This is a genomic window from Calorimonas adulescens (genome assembly GCF_008274215.1).
Taxonomy (GTDB): domain Bacteria; phylum Bacillota; class Thermoanaerobacteria; order Thermoanaerobacterales; family UBA4877; genus Calorimonas; species Calorimonas adulescens.
Window position 1 is genome coordinate 99,306 of sequence record NZ_VTPS01000001.1, and the last position, 19,030, is coordinate 118,335.

The 19,030-nt window shown below is 37.6% G+C and carries 19 protein-coding genes; 3 read left to right on the forward strand and 16 right to left on the reverse strand.

Annotated elements, in window-relative coordinates:
* From fmt to dapF, 8 genes are all read right to left on the reverse strand, one after another.
* Positions 1-930 carry a methionyl-tRNA formyltransferase gene (fmt, locus tag FWJ32_RS00565; protein ID WP_149544032.1) on the reverse strand — a complete coding sequence of 310 codons (930 nt, stop codon included), beginning with the start codon at positions 928-930 and terminating at the stop codon, positions 1-3.
* Positions 927-1,403, reverse strand: a complete 477-nt coding sequence (def, locus tag FWJ32_RS00570; protein WP_149544033.1) for a peptide deformylase — start codon at positions 1,401-1,403, stop codon at positions 927-929. Before def ends, fmt begins: the two co-directional genes overlap by 4 nt.
* A 10-nt stretch (positions 1,404-1,413) precedes the next feature.
* A complete protein-coding gene (priA, locus tag FWJ32_RS00575) occupies positions 1,414-3,810 on the reverse strand; it encodes a primosomal protein N' (RefSeq protein WP_149544034.1) in 2,397 nt (798 codons plus the stop codon).
* Positions 3,811-3,846: 36 nt separating this feature from the next.
* The gene (gene coaBC / locus FWJ32_RS00580; RefSeq protein WP_149544035.1) at positions 3,847-5,061 is read right to left on the reverse strand and encodes a bifunctional phosphopantothenoylcysteine decarboxylase/phosphopantothenate--cysteine ligase CoaBC; all 1,215 of its coding nucleotides are present in this window, start codon (positions 5,059-5,061) and stop codon (positions 3,847-3,849) included.
* Positions 5,058-5,264: a DNA-directed RNA polymerase subunit omega gene (gene rpoZ, locus FWJ32_RS00585; RefSeq protein ID WP_420837930.1), complete on the reverse strand. Its 207-nt coding sequence runs from the start codon at positions 5,262-5,264 to the stop codon at positions 5,058-5,060. The genes coaBC and rpoZ overlap by 4 nt, the downstream gene beginning before the upstream one ends.
* 15 nt (positions 5,265-5,279) lie before the next feature.
* Entirely contained in the window at positions 5,280-5,885 is a 606-nt protein-coding gene (gene gmk / locus FWJ32_RS00590) for a guanylate kinase (RefSeq protein ID WP_149544037.1), read from the reverse strand.
* A gap of 12 nt (positions 5,886-5,897) precedes the next feature.
* Entirely contained in the window at positions 5,898-6,179 is a 282-nt protein-coding gene (gene remA / locus FWJ32_RS00595; RefSeq protein ID WP_149544038.1) for an extracellular matrix/biofilm regulator RemA, read from the reverse strand.
* A 133-nt stretch (positions 6,180-6,312) separates the two neighbouring features.
* Positions 6,313-7,143 (reverse strand): diaminopimelate epimerase, encoded by an 831-nt coding sequence (gene dapF, locus FWJ32_RS00600; RefSeq protein WP_149544039.1) that lies wholly within the window; start codon positions 7,141-7,143, stop codon positions 6,313-6,315.
* A gap of 206 nt (positions 7,144-7,349) precedes the next feature.
* On the opposite strand from dapF, the gene FWJ32_RS00605 reads away from it, so the two are divergent.
* Complete coding sequence (locus FWJ32_RS00605; protein WP_162523444.1) at positions 7,350-9,077, forward strand: Rqc2 family fibronectin-binding protein; 1,728 nt, start codon at positions 7,350-7,352, stop codon at positions 9,075-9,077.
* Here the strand turns inward: FWJ32_RS00605 and FWJ32_RS00610 are convergent.
* On the reverse strand, positions 9,074-9,721 hold the full coding sequence (locus FWJ32_RS00610; RefSeq protein WP_149544041.1) for a glycosyltransferase family 2 protein: 648 nt from the start codon (positions 9,719-9,721) through the stop codon (positions 9,074-9,076). The genes FWJ32_RS00605 and FWJ32_RS00610 overlap by 4 nt on opposite strands.
* Before the next feature lie 315 nt (positions 9,722-10,036).
* On the opposite strand from FWJ32_RS00610, the gene FWJ32_RS00615 reads away from it, so the two are divergent.
* Positions 10,037-11,209 carry a class I SAM-dependent rRNA methyltransferase gene (locus FWJ32_RS00615; RefSeq protein WP_149544042.1) on the forward strand — a complete coding sequence of 391 codons (1,173 nt, stop codon included), beginning with the start codon at positions 10,037-10,039 and terminating at the stop codon, positions 11,207-11,209.
* 27 nt (positions 11,210-11,236) lie between these two features.
* Here FWJ32_RS00615 and FWJ32_RS00620 read toward each other — a convergent pair whose 3' ends face one another.
* The 3 genes from FWJ32_RS00620 to spoIIM form a co-directional block, all read right to left on the reverse strand.
* Positions 11,237-12,457: a uracil-xanthine permease family protein gene (locus FWJ32_RS00620; RefSeq protein WP_149544043.1), complete on the reverse strand. Its 1,221-nt coding sequence runs from the start codon at positions 12,455-12,457 to the stop codon at positions 11,237-11,239.
* Positions 12,458-12,501: 44 nt separating this feature from the next.
* Complete coding sequence (pyrR, locus tag FWJ32_RS00625) at positions 12,502-13,038, reverse strand: bifunctional pyr operon transcriptional regulator/uracil phosphoribosyltransferase PyrR (RefSeq protein ID WP_149544044.1); 537 nt, start codon at positions 13,036-13,038, stop codon at positions 12,502-12,504.
* Positions 13,039-13,185: 147 nt separating this feature from the next.
* Positions 13,186-13,806, reverse strand: a complete 621-nt coding sequence (gene spoIIM / locus FWJ32_RS00630; protein WP_162523445.1) for a stage II sporulation protein M — start codon at positions 13,804-13,806, stop codon at positions 13,186-13,188.
* Between the two features lie 117 nt (positions 13,807-13,923).
* Here spoIIM and abc-f point away from each other — a divergent pair, with 117 nt between their 5' ends.
* Complete coding sequence (abc-f, locus tag FWJ32_RS00635) at positions 13,924-15,840, forward strand: ribosomal protection-like ABC-F family protein (RefSeq protein ID WP_149544045.1); 1,917 nt, start codon at positions 13,924-13,926, stop codon at positions 15,838-15,840.
* Here abc-f and FWJ32_RS00640 read toward each other — a convergent pair.
* The 4 genes from FWJ32_RS00640 to FWJ32_RS00655 all read right to left on the reverse strand — a co-directional run bounded on the left by FWJ32_RS00640 (position 15,837) and on the right by FWJ32_RS00655 (position 19,025).
* The gene (locus tag FWJ32_RS00640; protein WP_149544046.1) at positions 15,837-16,370 is read right to left on the reverse strand and encodes an NUDIX hydrolase; all 534 of its coding nucleotides are present in this window, start codon (positions 16,368-16,370) and stop codon (positions 15,837-15,839) included. The genes abc-f and FWJ32_RS00640 overlap by 4 nt on opposite strands.
* Positions 16,352-17,470, reverse strand: coding sequence for a DUF3866 family protein (locus FWJ32_RS00645; protein WP_149544047.1), 1,119 nt, complete (start codon positions 17,468-17,470; stop codon positions 16,352-16,354). Before FWJ32_RS00645 ends, FWJ32_RS00640 begins: the two co-directional genes overlap by 19 nt.
* Positions 17,471-17,484: 14 nt before the next feature.
* Positions 17,485-18,159: a L,D-transpeptidase family protein gene (locus FWJ32_RS00650; protein WP_149544048.1), complete on the reverse strand. Its 675-nt coding sequence runs from the start codon at positions 18,157-18,159 to the stop codon at positions 17,485-17,487.
* 62 nt (positions 18,160-18,221) lie between these two features.
* Positions 18,222-19,025 carry a hypothetical protein gene (locus FWJ32_RS00655; RefSeq protein WP_149544049.1) on the reverse strand — a complete coding sequence of 268 codons (804 nt, stop codon included), beginning with the start codon at positions 19,023-19,025 and terminating at the stop codon, positions 18,222-18,224.
* Positions 19,026-19,030: the final 5 nt, after the last annotated feature.

Sequence of the window (19,030 nt, forward strand, 5' to 3'; positions counted from 1 at the left end):
CTATATTAAAATAGTACCTGCTTCTACCCTATTTCCCCTGATATATTCATCGACGCTCATTGCTCTCTTACCTTCTGGTTGAAGCATGGTTATCCTTATACTGCCATCAGCACATGCTACACATAAACCCTCTTTATCCACCTTAACCACCTCTCCTGGCCTGCCATTTATTTCTTCATTGTTTATACTGCACTCCAACACTTTAATAACCTTCCCATTCATACAAAAATATGCTCCAGGCCATGGCCATGTGCCTCTTACAAGGTTTACTATCTCTTTCTTAGTTTTTCCCCAATTAATATGACCAACATCTTTACTCAACATAGGAGCATATGTTGCTTCATCTTCATCCTGACTTAAATATTGAGCTGTACCGTTTTCTATCATGTTTAATGCCTCTATCAGCGCATCAGCACCAACCTGAGAAAGTTTTGAATTAAGGGTAAGTGCATTATCCTTATCAGATATTTCCACTGGTTTCATTAAAATAATATCCCCTGCATCGAGCTTCTCACTCATTTTTACTATTGATATACCTGTAACCTTTTCACCATTTATGATCGCCCAGTTTATTGGTGCTGCTCCCCTATATTTAGGGAGTAACGAGGCATGAACATTTATGCATCCCATAGGCGGCAACGTTAGAATCTCTTTCGGTAATATATTGCCATAAGCAGCCACAACAATAATATCTGGTTTTGTCTCTTTAATTAGATTATAGGCCTCAATGTTACCTTTGAGTTTGGTTGGTTGAACTACAGGAATATTGTATTCTATCGCCAAGGATTTAACAGGAGGAGAAGATATGTTCCTGCCACGTCCTTTTGGCCTATCTGGTTGTGTAACTACAAGGCCCACATCATGAGATAAAATCAGTGCCCTTAATATAGGTACGGCAAACTCGGGTGTTCCCATAAACACAACCTTCATTCTTTTATACCACCTTCCTCTTCCGCGTCAACGTATCTAATAACCCTATCTATAAACAATACCCCATCCAAGTGATCAATCTCATGGGATAATGCTCGAGCCAGCAAATCTTCACCGGTGATTTCTATAAGTTCCCCATCTCTATTAAGTCCTCTAACAGTGAGAATCTTTGGCCTGGCCACTTCTCCTGCCACATCCGGAATGCTAAGGCACCCTTCAACGCCTATCTGTTCACCCTCTGACGCAACTATCTCCGGATTAACCAATGCAATGAGACCGCTTCCAGCATCTACGACTATTACTCTCCTCAACACACCTACCTGGGGAGCCGCAAGGCCAACCCCATCTGCTTTGTACATGGTCTCAGCCATATCATCTATCAATAACCTTATCCTATCATCAACCTCTTCGACGGTCCTACTTTTCTTTCTTAATAGTTCATCTTCATATTTTCTAATCTCTCTTAATGCCATTTTCTACCTCCTACATTAAACTAACTGGATTTACATCCATCATATATTTTACTCCATCCAACTTTTTTATATTGCGAAGACTATCAGATAAAAGCACTGCTATTTCTCTGTCATCAGTTCCTTTTAAAACAAACTGCCACCGGTATAGATCATTTATCCTTGCAACTGGGCTGGGTACAGGTCGTAACAGTTTTATATCGACTGCACCAACATTTTTTGTCAACCTCTTTATATCATTATACCATATTTCTATCGCTTTTCTAACCTGTTCACTTTCAGGACCCGAACATAACGCCCTTCCAAGCCTCATGAAAGGCGGATATCCAAATTGCTTTCTGAATTCAATCTCCTTCTGATAAAATCCAATATAATCATTACGTGCCGCATATTGGATGCTATAATTCTGCGGGTTAAAAGTCTGAATGATAACCTTGCCTTTTTTGCCTCTTCTTCCTACCCTACCCCCAAGCTGAACTAAGAGCTGGAAGGTATTTTCAGAAGATTTATAATCAGGTAGATTAAGGTTTATATCCGCAAGGATTACACCTGCCAATGTAACACCAGGAAAATCAAACCCTTTAGTAACAAGCTGGGTTCCTATAAGAATGTCAGCCTTCCCATCCCTGAAATTAGAAAAAATATCGTTTATACTGGTTAGCCCCCTTATAGAATCCCTATCCATCCTCAAAACCCTGGCATCTGGAAAAAACTTATTGATCTCCCTCTCTATCTTCTGTGTACCAAATCCCCCAAACTCCATCTCTGTACCACCACATTTGGGGCATGTACGCATAACCGTCTCATTGTAATTGCAATAATGGCATGTCAGGATTTTTTTGTCGGAGTGATATTTTAACGGTATGTCACAATGAGGGCACTTAAGTATATTACCACAATTTTTACACATAACAAAACTTGCATAACCTCGTTTGTTCAAAAAAAGTATGGCCTGATCTCCATTTTTTAAGCATGTGCCAAGCTCAGATATAAGCTTGCGGCTTAAAATACCTCTATTTCCCTTCTTTAATTCCCCTCTCAAATCCACTATCTCAAATACAGGCATACCAGTATCATTCACTCTTGTTGATAGGTTTAGCAACTCGTATTCACCTAATTGCGCTTTGTAATAGGTCTCAACCGAAGGTGTAGAACTCGACAATATAATAGAAGCATTTTCTAACTCACATCTTCTTATGGCAACCTCTTTTGCGTCATAATATGGATGCATATCTGATTGTTTAAAACCCGTATCATGTTCCTCATCTATAACAATAAGACCAAGGTCCTTCATAGGGAGAAAAACTGCACTGCGTGTGCCAACAGCAATCCTTACCTCGCCCCGTCTCACCCTGTCCCATTCATCAAAATGTTGACCATTTGATAATCTGCTATGAAAAACCGATACCATATCACCAAATCTATTGACAAATCTGGCAAAAACCTGTGGGGTCAGTGACACTTCTGGAACCAGTATGAGGACGCTTTTGCCATCCTGTAACATCTGTTCTGCAATATTCATGTATACATCTGTTTTTCCACTGTTAGATACGCCAAACAGCAAAAACTTGCTCTTCCCGTTTTTTCTTGCCATATAATAATCACTTACAACCTTTAATTGAGAGGAATTTAGCTCATACTTCTTTTCGTTAATCCTTGGAAATTTAACAATACGTCTCAATTCCCTGTACTCATAATCTATAACACCTTTTTTATACAATCTTCTTATAAAGGAGTAGTCAATTCCTGTATCCTTAACTGCTTTCGAAGCCAGCACCCAATCTTTTTCTTTAAGGTAATCAATAAAATCTTTTTCTTTTTCCTTTAAGTCATCATCAAACATTCCCTCCTTAAGCTTTATCATTCGGACCCTTTTATGTCTGGTACCACGATTTATCTCAGGGAAATAACTTATTATACCCATTTTCCTTAACCTATCAATAATTTTCTTATCCCCATCCATCTCATCTGTATACATGGTCTTTTTGCTTGTAATAATTTTCTCCAGGACAGCCCTTTCCTTATCATTTAAATTAGTATTATCTGCAGTGCCACTTATTATAATTTTCTTTTTTAAGCTAATATTGACCTCTGGGGGTATAAAGCACTTTAATGCATCAATAAAAAGACAGTTATATCTTTCCTTGATGAACTTTGCGAGAATAACCATGTTGGCACTGAAATACTTTATATCGTCTATTGATTCAATTATATTTTTCAGCTCAACAGCTGTATCAGCAATATATTTTTTCTCAATAACAAAACCATCAACCAGATTATTGTTAAAAGGTACAACTACCCTTGAACCTATATCAATGGTCTCTTGTAACTCATCGGGCACTATATAGTCAAAAATTTTATCCACTTTGGCAACAGATAAATTTACAATCACACCTGCTATCCAGCTCATATCATCACCCAAAAAATTAAACTGGGATTTACCCAGTTATTTTAATATGTCCAACATTCTGTCTAAAATGGCATCCGCAACCTGCATCTTGCTCATGAGCGGATACTTTGTGACTTTGCCATCGCGGTCAATTATGCTTATTATGTTAGTATCAACCTCAAAACCAGCACCTTTTTCTGTTACATCATTTGCAACTATCATATCCAGATTTTTTTTGTCTATCTTTTTCTTAGCATTCTCATAGAGAGCTTCTGTCTCTGCAGCAAAACCCACAAGTTTTTTATTCCCTTTTATCTTACCAAGCTGTTCCAGAATGTCTGGATTCTTAACAAGTTTCAACATGATGGCATCATCATCTTTTTTAATCTTTTGTTCTGAAACATATTCCGGTCTGTAATCCGCAACTGCTGCAGCCATAATAACTGCATCTGCCCATTCGAAATTATGCCTCACCTGTTCAAGCATCTCTTCGCACGTCTTTATATTTATGGTCTTTATCCCATCCACAGCCGGTAGGCCTGTGGGCCCTGTAATAAGCAAAACTTCAGCGCCCCTCTTATGTGCTCTTTCAGCTATAGAATAGCCCATCTTGCCTGATGACCGATTAGTTATATATCTTACAGGATCAATGGGTTCCTGAGTAGGACCTGCAGTAACTATCAAATGGACGCCGGCCAGGTCTTTATGCTGAGTCACAGATAATGTTTCTACAATACCACTAATTATATCATCCACATCTGCCAGCTTTCCTTTCCCATATACCCCACAGGCCAAAATCCCTGTAGCTGGTTCTATAAATTTGTATCCAAGAGACTTTAATTTGTTGATATTCTCTTGAGTAATCTTATTCTCATACATATTCACATTCATTGCAGGTGCAATTAAAACAGGGGCTTTTGTAGCCATAACGGTGGTTGTCAACAGATCATCAGCTATGCCATTGGCAATTTTTCCAATTATATTTGCTGTGGCTGGAGCTATAACAAAAATATCGGCTTTCGTAGCCAGTGAAATATGTTCGATCTCCCATGATTTCACCTCATCAAACATACCAACAGCGACATAATTTGATGAGAGGATCTGCAATGTCAAGGGGCTGATAAATTTCGTAGCGCTTTCTGTCATAATGACATTAACATTAGCCTTTAATTTTTTTAACCTGCTGACAATATCAGCTGCTTTATAAGCAGCTATGCTACCTGTTACGCCCAGTACAATATTTTTATTGTTTAAAACATCTACACCAATCATTTTATACCATACTTCTGCCTTTCATAAGTAATTTTACCTTCGTAAACCTCATAGGTTGCAATAGTTACAGGATTGGTAGAATCTATATCAACAAACTTTGGTGCTCCATCTACCAACTGTCTAGCGCGCTTAGCCACAAGTGTAGACAGTGTATATCTGCTGTCAACCCTCTCTAATAAATCATTAATCGCAGGATAAATCATGATGAATTTCCCTCCCTATACATTCTCAAGTCTTAAATATAAGTCCAGATTCCTTTCTACCTTGCATTTCTCAGCTGTTATAATCGCTAATACTTTCTGTGCCGCTTCACTTACTGCGTCATTTACCACTATATAATCATACTTCGTAATATACTTCAATTCTGAAAAAGCTTTCGAAAAACGCAACTTGATTTCTTCATCTGTCTCCGTAGCCCTACCTTTAATCCTCTTTTCCAGTTCGTCCATTGATGGTGGTACAATAAATATGAATACCCCATCAGGAAATTTCTCTCTTGCCTTCATGGCACCCTGTATATCAATCTCCAATATCACTTCCCTGCCTTCTTTTAATTTTTCTTCCACATATGATTTAGGGGTACCATAATAGTTTCCATAAACTTCTGCCCATTCTAAGAATTGATCGTTTTTTATCATTTCTTCAAACTCAGCCTTATCTAAAAAATAGTAATTTACGCCCTCCTTCTCCCCTGACCTGGGCTTACGTGTTGTGGCTGACACACTGAGACATAACGACGGGTCCCTTTTGAGTACCTCTTTGCAAATGGTACCCTTTCCCGCTCCTGAGGGCCCAGATATGACTATCAATATACCCTTGTTCATGATATTTTCACCTTATTCATCTGAAAGACTCTCATTCTCTTCTATTTCTTCATCCTTTGAGTTTAAACGGTTGGCCACTGTCTCTGGTTGAACTGCACAAAGTATTACATGGTCGCTATCGGTTATAATAACTGCCCTTGTTCTGCGACCATATGTAGCATCAATGAGCATACCCCTATCCCTCGCTTCTTGAATTATCCTCTTTATTGGGGCAGATTCGGGACTCACTATGGCTACCAATCTATTGGCAGAAACTATATTGCCAAAGCCAATATTAATAAGTTTTATATTCATAAAACAACCTCCAATTATTTTAAGGCAAATTATTTTATTCACGGCAAATACATGTGATTTGCTCTTTAATAATCCCCCAAGCTTATCTTATATCTATTTTACTCATTATTGTTACTTAATGCAATATTGATTTTTAAGACCACAAACTAATGTCTCCATGAAATACTTCGACGCATGGCCCTGTCATATATATATTATTGTTAACCTCCACAAACAGATCGCCTCCAGGCAGGGATACAATTACTTCCCTCTCAATATATCCTAAGACATTTGAAATAAAAGCCGAGGCACAGGCTCCTGAGCCACATGCCATAGTCATGCCGACTCCCCTTTCCCATGTCCTAACCATCAACCTCTTCCTGTTCATTACCTGGACAAAGTTTACATTTGTTCCTACAGGAAATATATTATATTTCTCTATTACAGGACCATAAACTTCTATTGGAAAGCTGTCGATATCACTGACAAAAATAACAGTATGCGGTACACCTGTATTCACAGATGAAATATGTAAGGTTTTATCACCAAATGCTATTGGTTCATTTATCAAACGGCCCTCCCATCTAACAGGAACACTGTCTGGCTCCAAGTGAGGTACCCCCATATCCACCCGTACCATTCTTACCTTATCATTATCATCAGTAACAACCTCAGGCCTGACAACCCCGGATAAGGTCTCTATTTCCATTTTCTTTTTTGTTACAATTTTTCTATCATATACATACTTTGCAAAGCATCTTATCCCATTCCCACACATCTCTGCTTCGCTACCATCAGCATTAATTATTCTCATACGTGCATCAAATTTATTTGATTTACATACCAATATAAGTCCGTCTGCCCCAATTCCGAAATGCCGATCACATAACCTCTTAGCAATGTTGCCTATGTCTTGCCATCCTACCTCAACTTCATTTATTAAAATAAAGTCGTTGCCAGTTCCATGCATTTTAACAAATTCCATAACAAACCTCCCAAATCCTTTTGTAGAAAATTATATCCCAAACACAGTTATTATAAAAGTAGATTTTATTAATAAAATTTACCTGAATAGCACAAAACTCAACGGGCTCATTAAAACAATTTTGCCATACACTAAAGTTTATCTTCTTAAACTTTTAAAAATGGATAACCCGTGATATACTATGTATACGTATGGGAGGTGTTTTAATGCCACTGGATGGATTAGGTCTACATGCTCTGGTTTACGAACTTAAAAATACTATTATAGGCAGTAAGATAGAAAAGATATACCAACCTGATAGATATGAAATCTTACTTCATCTGCGAAAACCACAGGAAAATATAAAACTGTTAATAAATTCTCACCCTGTGCTTTCAAGAATCTGCATTACAACAACTGACAAAAAGAATCCGGTTAATCCGCCACCTTTTTGCATGCTTCTTCGGAAATATCTCGAAAGTGGGGAAATAATTGATATAAAGCAAAAGGGATTGGATAGGATTATAGAGATTACCTTTAAAAGTTGGAAAGATGAAATATTAATGCTATATATCGAGATTATGGGAAAATACTCTAACATAATATTAACCGATAAAGAATACAAAATCATTGACTCACTAAGACATGTAGACCCAGAGATGAGTAGAGTAAGGTGGGTAATGCCAGGTGAAAAATATGTATATCCACCACCCCAGAACAAACTTAATCTGCTTTCATCAAACAATGAAGACATTATAGGAGCCCTAAATATACCATCGACTGGATCTATGTCAAATCATATAGTTAAAAGCCTTGAGGGTTTTAGCGGTTTTCTTGCCAACGCCATTTTAATGTCCTGTAAACTCAATCCTTCAGATAATGTGGATATAAAAAATATGGATAGAGTAATTGATGAGATTATTAAGATAAAAAATAAACTCCAGAACAACCAGTATGAACCAACCCTTTATCTGGAAAAAAATGAATATAAAGACTTTTTGCCCTTTAATTTTGATATGTTCGATTCCATAAGATTTAACAGTATGTCGCTTATGGTCGATGAGTTTTATAGTATAAAAGAACTTAAAGGACTTATAAACGACAGGTCCAGTTCACTTTTAAAGATAATTAATAGTAACCTCGACAGGTGTTATAGAAAGTTAGAAAACCTCCAAGATGAACTCGCTTCTGGCAAAGAAAGAGATAAATACAAGGAATATGCAGACCTTATAATGGCAAATTTGAGCAATATTCATAAGGGAATGAAGTCTATAAATGTGGTTAATATATTTTCTGAATCCACCAGCCCAATAGAAATCCCTTTAGACCCATCATTGAGCCCGGTAGAAAATGCCCAGCGCTATTATAAAAAATACAATAAACTTAAAAATTCAATTAAGTACATTGAGGAACAGATAGAAGAGACAATAGAAGAGATAGAATTCCTCGAATCTGAGTTAAATAACCTTCAAAATATAGACAGCATCAATGAAATTGAAGAGATAAAAAACGAACTGGAAGCTATTGGCTATATTAAGCAGGACAGTAAAAAGAAGGTGTTGACAATCAAATCAAAGCCGCGCCATTTTTTGTCTTCTGACGGTTACGATATATATGTGGGCAAAAATAATTATCAGAATGATGAACTTACGCTGAGGCTCTCATCGGCAAATGACATATGGCTTCATACAAAAGATATCCCAGGTTCCCATGTAATTATAAAAACAAATGGGAACAATATAACAGACGAGACCCTAGATGAGGCGGCAACACTGGCGGCTTATTATAGCAAGGCAAGACACTCCAGCAATGTCCCTGTAGACTATACATTAAAGAAATTTGTAAAGAAGCCCTCTGGTGCAAAACCAGGAAGGGTAATTTACACTAACCAGAAAACTATTTTTATAACACCTATAGAAGAAAAAATTAAATCCTTGAAAAGAATTGAGGATTAAACATGATGTTGAAATTCTTTATAGGTATGCAGAATTTCCCTGTACATCTGTAATCTATATAGAAATCCTCGCATGAAACCCATTTTTTCCTCTTTACGATAGTGTGTAAGTCCTGTAAGATCAGGATAGCATACTTTATAATTTTTCATCGCAGCATATTTGCTAATAAAAACCTCAACGCCGAATCGAGTCCATGATATGTCTGGGAGTTCTTTTGCAAAACTTCCTCTAAGACATCTTTGCCCGTTCAATATGTAAAAATATTTTTGGGCTAAATTGACGGATGTCTTACCGCCTCGTTTAAACGTGCCAATGCTCATTACCGTTTTATCATCTTTGAAAAGTGGTTCTATTAAAGCATCTATGTGTTTAGCTGTTAGCCCTATCAGGTCAGCGTCTATAAACAGGTAGTAGTCAGCACTGGTGAGTCTAATGGCTGTTTGAAGCGCAGCACCTTTACCGAGGTTTTGGATATGTCTTAGGAGAATTACATTATATTGTTCTGCTACCTCTGAGGTTTTATCAATAGATCCATCATCTATCACATACACTGAATTTATGTAATCTATATCCGTTAATATATCAAGCACCTTAGCGATTCTGGGAGCCTCATTGAATGCTGGCACAAGAGCAATTATTTCCATTTTTATCACCCTTAATTAATTATATCAAAAATAATATGCTATGAAAATTTTGGGGAGTAAATAGTACGGGATAGCAACCGTCCATGATAAAAATCACTACGGTAATTGACTACAGGAGCAATGCCATAATGAGAAATAGCAGAGAAATTAAACCTGCAATAACCTGTTTCTCAATTATGCATGGTAACCATAACGGACATAACTCAAAGTGACAAAATTTCTCATCAACAGTAAATTCAATACGAAGGGAGTGAAAACCTGAGAAATGACCGTTTAACTGTCAAAAATACGGTCATGTTTTTGAATCAGGGTAGTATGGCAAAATTATATTTAAAAAGAATAAATATTGATAGGATATTAAATGGACATCCATGGATATTTGATAATGAAATATCTCTGGTTGAAGGGGAATATTCTCCGGGTGATGTGGTGGAGGTTTACGATTACAAAAAGAAGTTTATTGGGAAGGGTTTTATAAGCCCTAAGTCTAAAATACGTATCAGGCTGCTTACCAGAAATAAAGATGAAAATATCGATGAAAATTTCATCAGGAATAAAGTTGTTGAGGCATGTGAATATAGAAAGAGAATTATGGATATATCTTCCTGTCGTTTGATTTATGGCGAAGCAGATGGCCTCCCCGGTCTTATAGTGGATAAGTTTGGTGACTATCTTGTACTTCAGTCACTTACAATAGGAATTGAAAAATTTAAACAGGTTGTTGTTGATGTACTCATAGACATAATAGCCCCTAAAGGCATATATGAGAGAAATGATGTTCCTGTAAGGGAACTGGAAGGTATAAAACAGCAAAGCGGATATCTTTACGGCAGTTTTGATCCAATGCAGCAATTTGAAGAAAACGGGTTAAAATTCTGGGTGGATATGAAAAATGGCCAGAAAACAGGATATTTTTTAGATCAAAAAGAAAATAGAATGTCGATAAAATCCTTTGTACAGGGTGCTAATGTACTTGACTGTTTTTGCAATACCGGTTCTTTCTCAGTACATGCAGCCTTCTTTGGTGCTGCAAGCGTAATGGGGATAGATATATCACCAAATGTACTTGAAATTGCAAAGAAAAACGCTGAGCTCAACAATGTATCGGAAATCTGCACATTCAAAGAAGCAAACGTATTTGATATGCTCAAGGAATACGATGAAGAGGGGAAAAAATATGATGTAATCATTCTTGACCCGCCGGCGTTTACCAAGAGCAGCAAAACAGTAGGGAATGCGTATCGTGGCTATAAAGAAATCAACTTAAGGGCCATGAAACTGTTGCCACCCGGAGGAATTTTAATCACATCCTCATGTTCCCAGCATATAAATCGCGAGGAATTTTTAAATATCATAGTCGATGCAGCAAGGGATACCAAAAGAAAGTTGCGATTGATAGAGTTTCGCGGCCAGGCCAAAGACCACCCAATTTTGCCAGCCTCAAGAGAGACCAACTATTTGAAATTTGCAATATTAGAAGTAAGGTAAAAAGAGAGAGTTAAATCGCTCTCTCTTTTATTCTTCAGGCAGTATAAGATTTAAAATAATGCCCGCAATAGCACCCAAACTCATACCTGCCAGCTTTATATTTCCACCAAGGTCAAATACGGCTCCTCCGATTCCAAGAACGAGTATTGTTGCTGCTATTAGCAAATTTCTTGTCTTGCCAAAATCAAGATTGTTATTAACAATGGTCTTTATTCCAATACTTGAAATCATACCAAACAATACGATGGAAATACCCCCTATTACCGGCTGAGGAATTGTAGAAATAACAGCGCCAAACTTTCCTATAACTGATATGCATATAGCGGATATCGCAGCTATCTCCATAACAACAGGATTGTAGATCTTCGTAAGAGCCAGTACACCGGTGTTCTCAGAATATGTGGTATTTGCAGGCCCACCTAATAGAGCTGCCAGTGCGGTTGCAAGACCATCTCCCAAAAGAGTAACACTAAGGCCAGGCCTCTTTATAAAATCTTTTCCCACAGTCTCGCTGACAGAAAGCACATCCCCTATATGCTCAATTGCAGTTACCAGAGCCACAGGCGCTATTACAGCTATTGCATCCCAGCTAAACTTTGGAAAAGTAAAGGCAGGCATTGCAAACCATTTAGCCTCAATGATTGGCGTGTAATCTACATATCCAAGAATAGCTGAAGCAATATAACCTGCAGCCAGTCCAAACAGCACAGGTATAACCTTAAAGAATCCTTTCGCATACATGTTGACAACAACTACAGTTGCGAATGCTATACCGGCCAAAAGCCAGTTTTCGCTTGCCATATTAACAGCAGTCGGTGCTAGGTTCAAACCAATAACCATAATTATTGGACCAGTCACTATCGGTGGCAACAATTTTTTTATTTTCTCTGCCCCGATAATCTTTACCAGTGCCGCAAATACTACATACAGAAGACCTGCTACAATTATGCCACCCTGAGCATACTGCAATCCACCCATGTTCTTTGAAACCAATATAATAGGTGCAATATACGCAAAGGAAGACCCCAAAAATATAGGCACCTCAAACCTGGTAATCAGATGAAAAAGCAGTGTTCCTACTCCAGCAGTAAAAAGTGCAACAGAAACATTCATACCAGTAGTAAGTGGCACAAGCACAGTGGCTCCAAACATAGTGAATAGATGTTGGATGCCCACTATGAGTAACTTAACTCCACTGATTTCTTCTACACTTTCCTTTGCCTTTGTAGCTTTAATAATATTTTCCATAAGATTTCCCCTTTCTAGCCTCTCAAGGGCTAAATTAAAGTTTTTTACATCTCGTTTATTGTTACCCTATTGATCCCATCTATCTCAACTACCTCTACTGCTATGATCTCACTCTTTGATGTAGGCACATTCTTACCAACATAATCCGGCCTTATAGGCAACTCCCTGTGCCCTCTATCCACCAGAACAGCCAGCTGAATTTTCTGCGGTCTCCCGTGATGAATCAATGCCTCCATGGCGGCTCTAGCTGTCCTTCCTGTATAAATTACATCATCTACCAGCACAACTATTTTATCATTAACGTCAAAATCGAGTTCCTCTTTATGCACCCTCGGGTCCTTATATGCTTCCTTCAGATCATCCCTATAAAATGTTATATCAACTGCCCCTATAGGAACCAGCTCACCTTCAATATTAAATATCTCCCGGCCAATCCTTTGAGCCAACGGATAGCCTCTCCTTTTAATTCCAACCAGAACCACGTCTGAAACTTCCTTATTCTTTTCAATTATTTCATGTGCCATCCTGGTTATAGCCCTGTTCATCGCCTTTTCATCCATTATTTCAGCTTTAAACCTCACTTACCTTCACCTCCTCTAATAAAAAACTTCTTATCCGAGCCGATAAGAAGTTTAATAACGGTATTCCGTTCTTCACTCCTTATCGACCTCACAGGGTCAACTTAAAGGATTACTCTTGTATATATTAACACTTTGAATATGGAATTGTCAACTGATAACAACTTTAATCAAATATATTGAGAAATAACCCTCTATCAGCGAACCTATAACTATTATCATAAAAACCGCTGCCATAACAAGCGTATATGCAATAAAATCCTTGAAAATATTGGATATGCCACTGGATCTGTTTCTGAATATGTACAGAGAAAAATTAATTGATATCACACCCATAATAATTAACCCGGGAATAATAAATATATTGGAAGGTAGCAGGGATAAAAGAGCAAAGGCAATACCGTTTTTCTGCAAATTATTTACAAGAAAGGAAAGGGTAAAGCCGAATACAAACCCCCTGATTCCCATGACAATTAAGATAAGAGGAATGCAGATAAATGTAGCCCCGAGAATCCATATAATAAAAGCTATCTGAAAATTGTTTATCAGGGACTGGGTAAAAACCTCCGAGCTGCTCACATCAGTGTCAATAAACAATTGAAAAAAACCGTTAATATAGTTTAGGAGCTCACTGCGCTGAATATCAGATAGCGACCCGGTACTCATATAGCCGGTAATAATACCAATATATGTAAAAAGTGTACATAGAAAGTATAAATATATATGGTTTTTAAAATGTTTGACAAACACACTCCAAAGTTGTCCTACCAAGCGAATTACCCCCTATCCCTATAATAGATATGAATATAAAATGGACAATATTACCTTAAGATATGGTTTAAAAAAGTTAAACAATCTGATAAAATTTTCTTATTGGGGGTATAGACAATGGCAATATTACGGTGTGAAAATTTAACAAAAAGTTTTGGCATCAATGATGTGCTAATAAATGTAAGCTTTGTTGTTGAGGGAAATGACCATATCGGCGTGGTTGGAAATAATGGGTGCGGCAAGTCCACTCTTTTAAAAATTATTGCAGGACATATGGACTATAATTCAGGCAATCTTATTTTTGCCTCAGACATATCTATAGGTTACCTCGAACAAAATACAATAATAACTTCAGAGAATACGCTCTGGGAAGAGATGTTCAATGAATACGAAGACATTAAAACAATAGAGAGACAGCTTAAAAACATTGAAAACAAAATATCTGAGCTGGGTCTTCAAGGCAAAATAAATGACCGGCTGTTTGATGAATATGAGTACCTCAGGACAGAATATGAAAATAGAAATGGATATGCGTATGAAAGTATTATACGTAAAACTCTTGACGGATTGGGTTTTCCCAAAAATGACTACAACAGACCTATTGTTGAGTTTAGTGGTGGCCAGAAAAATAAAATAAACCTTGCAAAAATACTGCAGAAAAAGCCTGACCTCTTACTCCTTGACGAGCCTACAAACTATCTTGATATACCTTCTTGTGAATGGCTGGAGGATTATCTAAAAAATTACAATGGGGCGGTTATAGTTGTCTCTCACGATAGGTACTTTTTAAACAGTTTTGTAAATAAAATATTTGATATACATCACCATACCCTTGACACATATAATGGAAATTACGATACCTTTATTAAATTAAAAGAAGAAAAAAGAAAACAACTTGAAAAAAACTATATGATCCAACAAAGGGAAATAAACAGACTTATGAATATCATAAGTGTCCAGAGAAATAGAGGCACTGAAAAGAGCATCAAAATCGCTTCCAGCAGAGAAAAGATGCTGAAAAAAATAGAAAAGATTGAAAAACCACAAGAACAGTCAAAGATGCGGCTTGATCTTAAACTGCAGTTTGAATCGAGCAATATAGTGGTCAAATCAAGCAACCTGTCAATGTATTTTGATCAAAACAGAATATTTGAAAATATTAATTTCACTATAGGCAAAGGTGAAAAAATTGCACTTATTGGTCCGAATGGTACAGGCAAGAGTACCCTTTTAAAAATAATTGCTGGTCAATTAAAGCAGACAGGGGGAGAAATAATATTTGGAAACAGGGTTCAGATCGGTTACCTCAGCCAGGAAAGGACAGATCTTAATTTTGACAACAACCTCATGGAGGAGATATGGTCTGCAGATTCCTCACTAAGACAGTTCGAGGTTAGAAGCATTCTAAGTTATTTTCTCTTTACCGGTGACGATGTTTTTAAAAAAGTTTCTACTTTGAGTGGTGGTGAACTTATAAGGCTATCTCTGGCAAAACTTGTTATATCAAAGGCTAATTTTTTACTGCTTGATGAGCCAACAAACCATTTAGACATACCATCCAAAGAAGTGATAGAAGACGCCCTAAAAAGATATACCGGCACCATATTATTTGTATCTCATGACAGATATTTTATAAACAAAATAGCAAATAAAATTTTTGAACTGGAAAATGGCAGCATTACAGAATATCTTGGAAATTATTCTTACTACATTGATAAAAAACACAGGCTAAATAATCCAGAAAAAGAGACAGATACGCTGAGCAAAACAGAGCGTTCCCTCATGTTTAAAAAGCAGAGAGAATCAATAAATGAAAGAAGAGAATTAAGACAAAAATTAAAGGAAATGGAACAGATGATAGAAGATACAGAAACTGAAATCAGAATACTGGAAGAAAAGATGGGTAACCCTAAAATTTACCAGGATGAAAACACTGCCATAGAAACTGTAAAAAGATATAACCTGCTTAAAGCAGACTTGGAAGACTACTATGCAAGATGGGGTGAATTAATAGAGTCAATGGAGGATTTTTAGCCCATTGACTCCATTAAAATATACTCTATTCCTATTATGGTTTTGGCGTCCCTAATCGCACCCGAGGTTAGCATATCCTTTATCTCTTCCATACTAAACTCCTGCATATCAAGCAACTCATCAGGGTCAAGGTGTTGCTTGCCAGGGACAAGTCCAGTCGCAAGATAGAGGTATATATATTCGTCAGAAAAGCCTGGTGACGTATAAAACTCATATATCTTTTTTATCTCCCCTGAGTATCCAGTTTCCTCTTCTAATTCCCTCTTAGCACATTCCTCTGGTTGTTCCCCAGCCTCCAGCTTGCCGGCCGGTATCTCCCATAACTCATCCTCAGCAGGCTTCCTATACTGTTTTACCATTACGACCTTATTGTCAATGGTAATGGGTACAACAGCAACAGCTCCTTTATGTTCCACGATTTCTCTACCTGCTACCCTTCCGTTGGGTAGCAACACCTCATCAACTCTCAAGTTTATAATTCTGCCATCATATATTTTTTGACTTTTTATGGTTATCTCTCTTTTGTCCATTTATTTTCCTCACCCTCATTATGGTTTAATTTTATGTTATTAACTACAAATCTCGCAGAGGCTGCGCACAGCTCGTAAAAATACGGGTCATCCTCATATTTTCTGCCCATTGTACTGATATTAATGTCAAAATAGTTCATCGCTTCTTTTATATAGCCCCCATCTTCTGTGAAGATTCTATATCTTCCCACAGACCGTAAATCCTCTATCTGTCCATCTATCATTTTTAAAAAAGGTTCATCCATATAAGGAAATATAATATCACAGGGAGAATGGCACAGTTCTTTTAAGACAGTCATGGAATGGTGACTGACACCTCTATGTCTATCCCTGCTGTCAGCAAAGCTCAGACGCGGCAAATACACAGGAACCCCCTTAAAACCATAGACTGCATCGATGATGTACCCAGCTTCAACCCCCGAAAATCCATATTTAGTACCTGTGCCTGTTATGCCTGGTCCCATAGACACAAGTATTACATCGGATTTGCAGACATCCTTAGCCGTGATGAGGCCAGTGTATATATTAACTGCTTCATAGTCTCCACCGAAAGCCTGACCAACCGTTATAGTATTATCAATTATGCCCTTACCTTTTAATTCTCTCACCAACTGACTAAATGATATGGGCAGTGCTCCTCCGTCAGTCATTATGTATGTTATCTTAAGGTCTGAGATATACTTTATTGATACAGCGGTTATAGCCATCATGCTGTGCAACGGGCATATGATTACATAAGACCCTGCAAGGTCTTTAAAATGCAATATAGCATCTCTCCACGGGCTCTCATCCTCTTCCACACTGAGTATACTGTGTTGCAAGGGTGTGTATCTTAGCTTCATGATGTGACCTGGTCCCAATGCCTCGTCAAGTTTATCCCTGCTGATGTTGGCTACCACAAAATCATACCCTCCAGTTCCTAACTTCAAGGAGGTAGCTGTAGCATTTAAAACAACACTTTCTCCTACCTCTACCCTCCCGGTAAGAGAAGGATAGTTTATCGCCCTTACATTTTCTTTTTCTGTATTGACCAGGATTTCTTGAATATCTTTGCTATCATAAACCACCTGCGTAATGATGCCAGTCCTTAGTCTTATCATAAATCATCCCTCTATTATTCAAAGAGTTCTAACCCTAATGCCCTGTAAGTACTCTTAGTTATATCCTTATCATAGGGAAGGCCATTATCCCGCTTAAACTTCAATAGCGCCCTTTCCATACCCACACCATAAATGCCATCAAGATTTCCTGTATAATACCCCAACTGTTTCAACTTTATCTGAACAGCTAAGATATGGGAACCCCTGTCACCTGGTATAAGTTTACGATAACCATTCCCCAACAAACCATATTGCCCGCCATATATAATTACTGGTACCCCTACAGACACAATTTCATAGAGTTCCTCTACATCCTTATTTCGCATTCTGAAGCAGCCATGGGACGTTGCCCATCCAATGGAACCTGGATTATTTGTACCATGTATCCCATACTTTCCCCATGGTACATCAAGCCCCATCCATCTTGTTCCAAATCCCCCACCCCATCTTGCCTTATGTATTATCCTGAAATATCCTATTGGCGATGGGGTATCATATTTCCCTGTAGCAATGGGGTAAGACTTTACAAGTACATTATCCTTTAAAAGGTAAAGTTTAGCCTCCTCTATATCTATCAATATCTTATATTCAGGACCATTGTTGTCTTTTCCATGTATCACCAAAGGAGATATAATAAGTAACAGCAAGGCTAATGTCAACATTGTTAATAGAATTCTTCCCTTGATCATACGTTCCTCCCTAAAAACAAATCTATAAAATATTTACACTTGAAGGGAGGAATATATGCCATTTATCTTCCTAAATCATCTAAAAACCTCAGAGCTTTATTATGCTCTATCAATTTTGAAAGAGAATACTTCTCCGTATATATATGAATAAAAATCAAGAACACAAGCCATATAAGCTTTGCTGACCATGACCCAAAGGCAGCAAAGATCAGGCCTGCTGATACCCCCAGCATGTTGGATCCGGTATCCCCAAGCATAGAATTAGCTTTTAAGTCATCTAACATGTATATGAGAACTGCACACAAGAGTGGCATTATTATAACCATGTTCCCTGTAAAAGAGGTTGCTACCACAAATAAAATAATAAGCAAAAATCCTTTTATAGAACGGCCTGGCCTTAAGTCAAGCAGATTTAAAAAGTTTGTAGTGAGGGTAATTATCATAGTATCCACAATAAATTCACGCATAGACCTGCTTAAACTTACGGAAATAAAAACAGCTACCAGCAATCCCATTATAGCTTTCAGCCCGCCTGTAGTCAGTTCCCCCTTTAAAAGCCTGGAAATATGTCCCTTAAGACCCTTTGCACTTGCATCTCCCAGTACATCATCAATAAAACCTGTCAAACCCATTACTGCTATACCAATAATGTAGGCCTCAAGCAGGCTATTGCTTTTTATGACAAAATAAAGTGGTATGGAGCTCAATACAACAACCGGAATAAACATCAGCCCCATTCCCACAGGTATATAATTGCCCATGTAATTTTTATTCACACATCCTTTTTCCACTAACAAATTTCTAATTAACGGCTTAAACACCAAAGATGCAATTACAGATATTACCAGGGAAATAATATACCCCATAACCG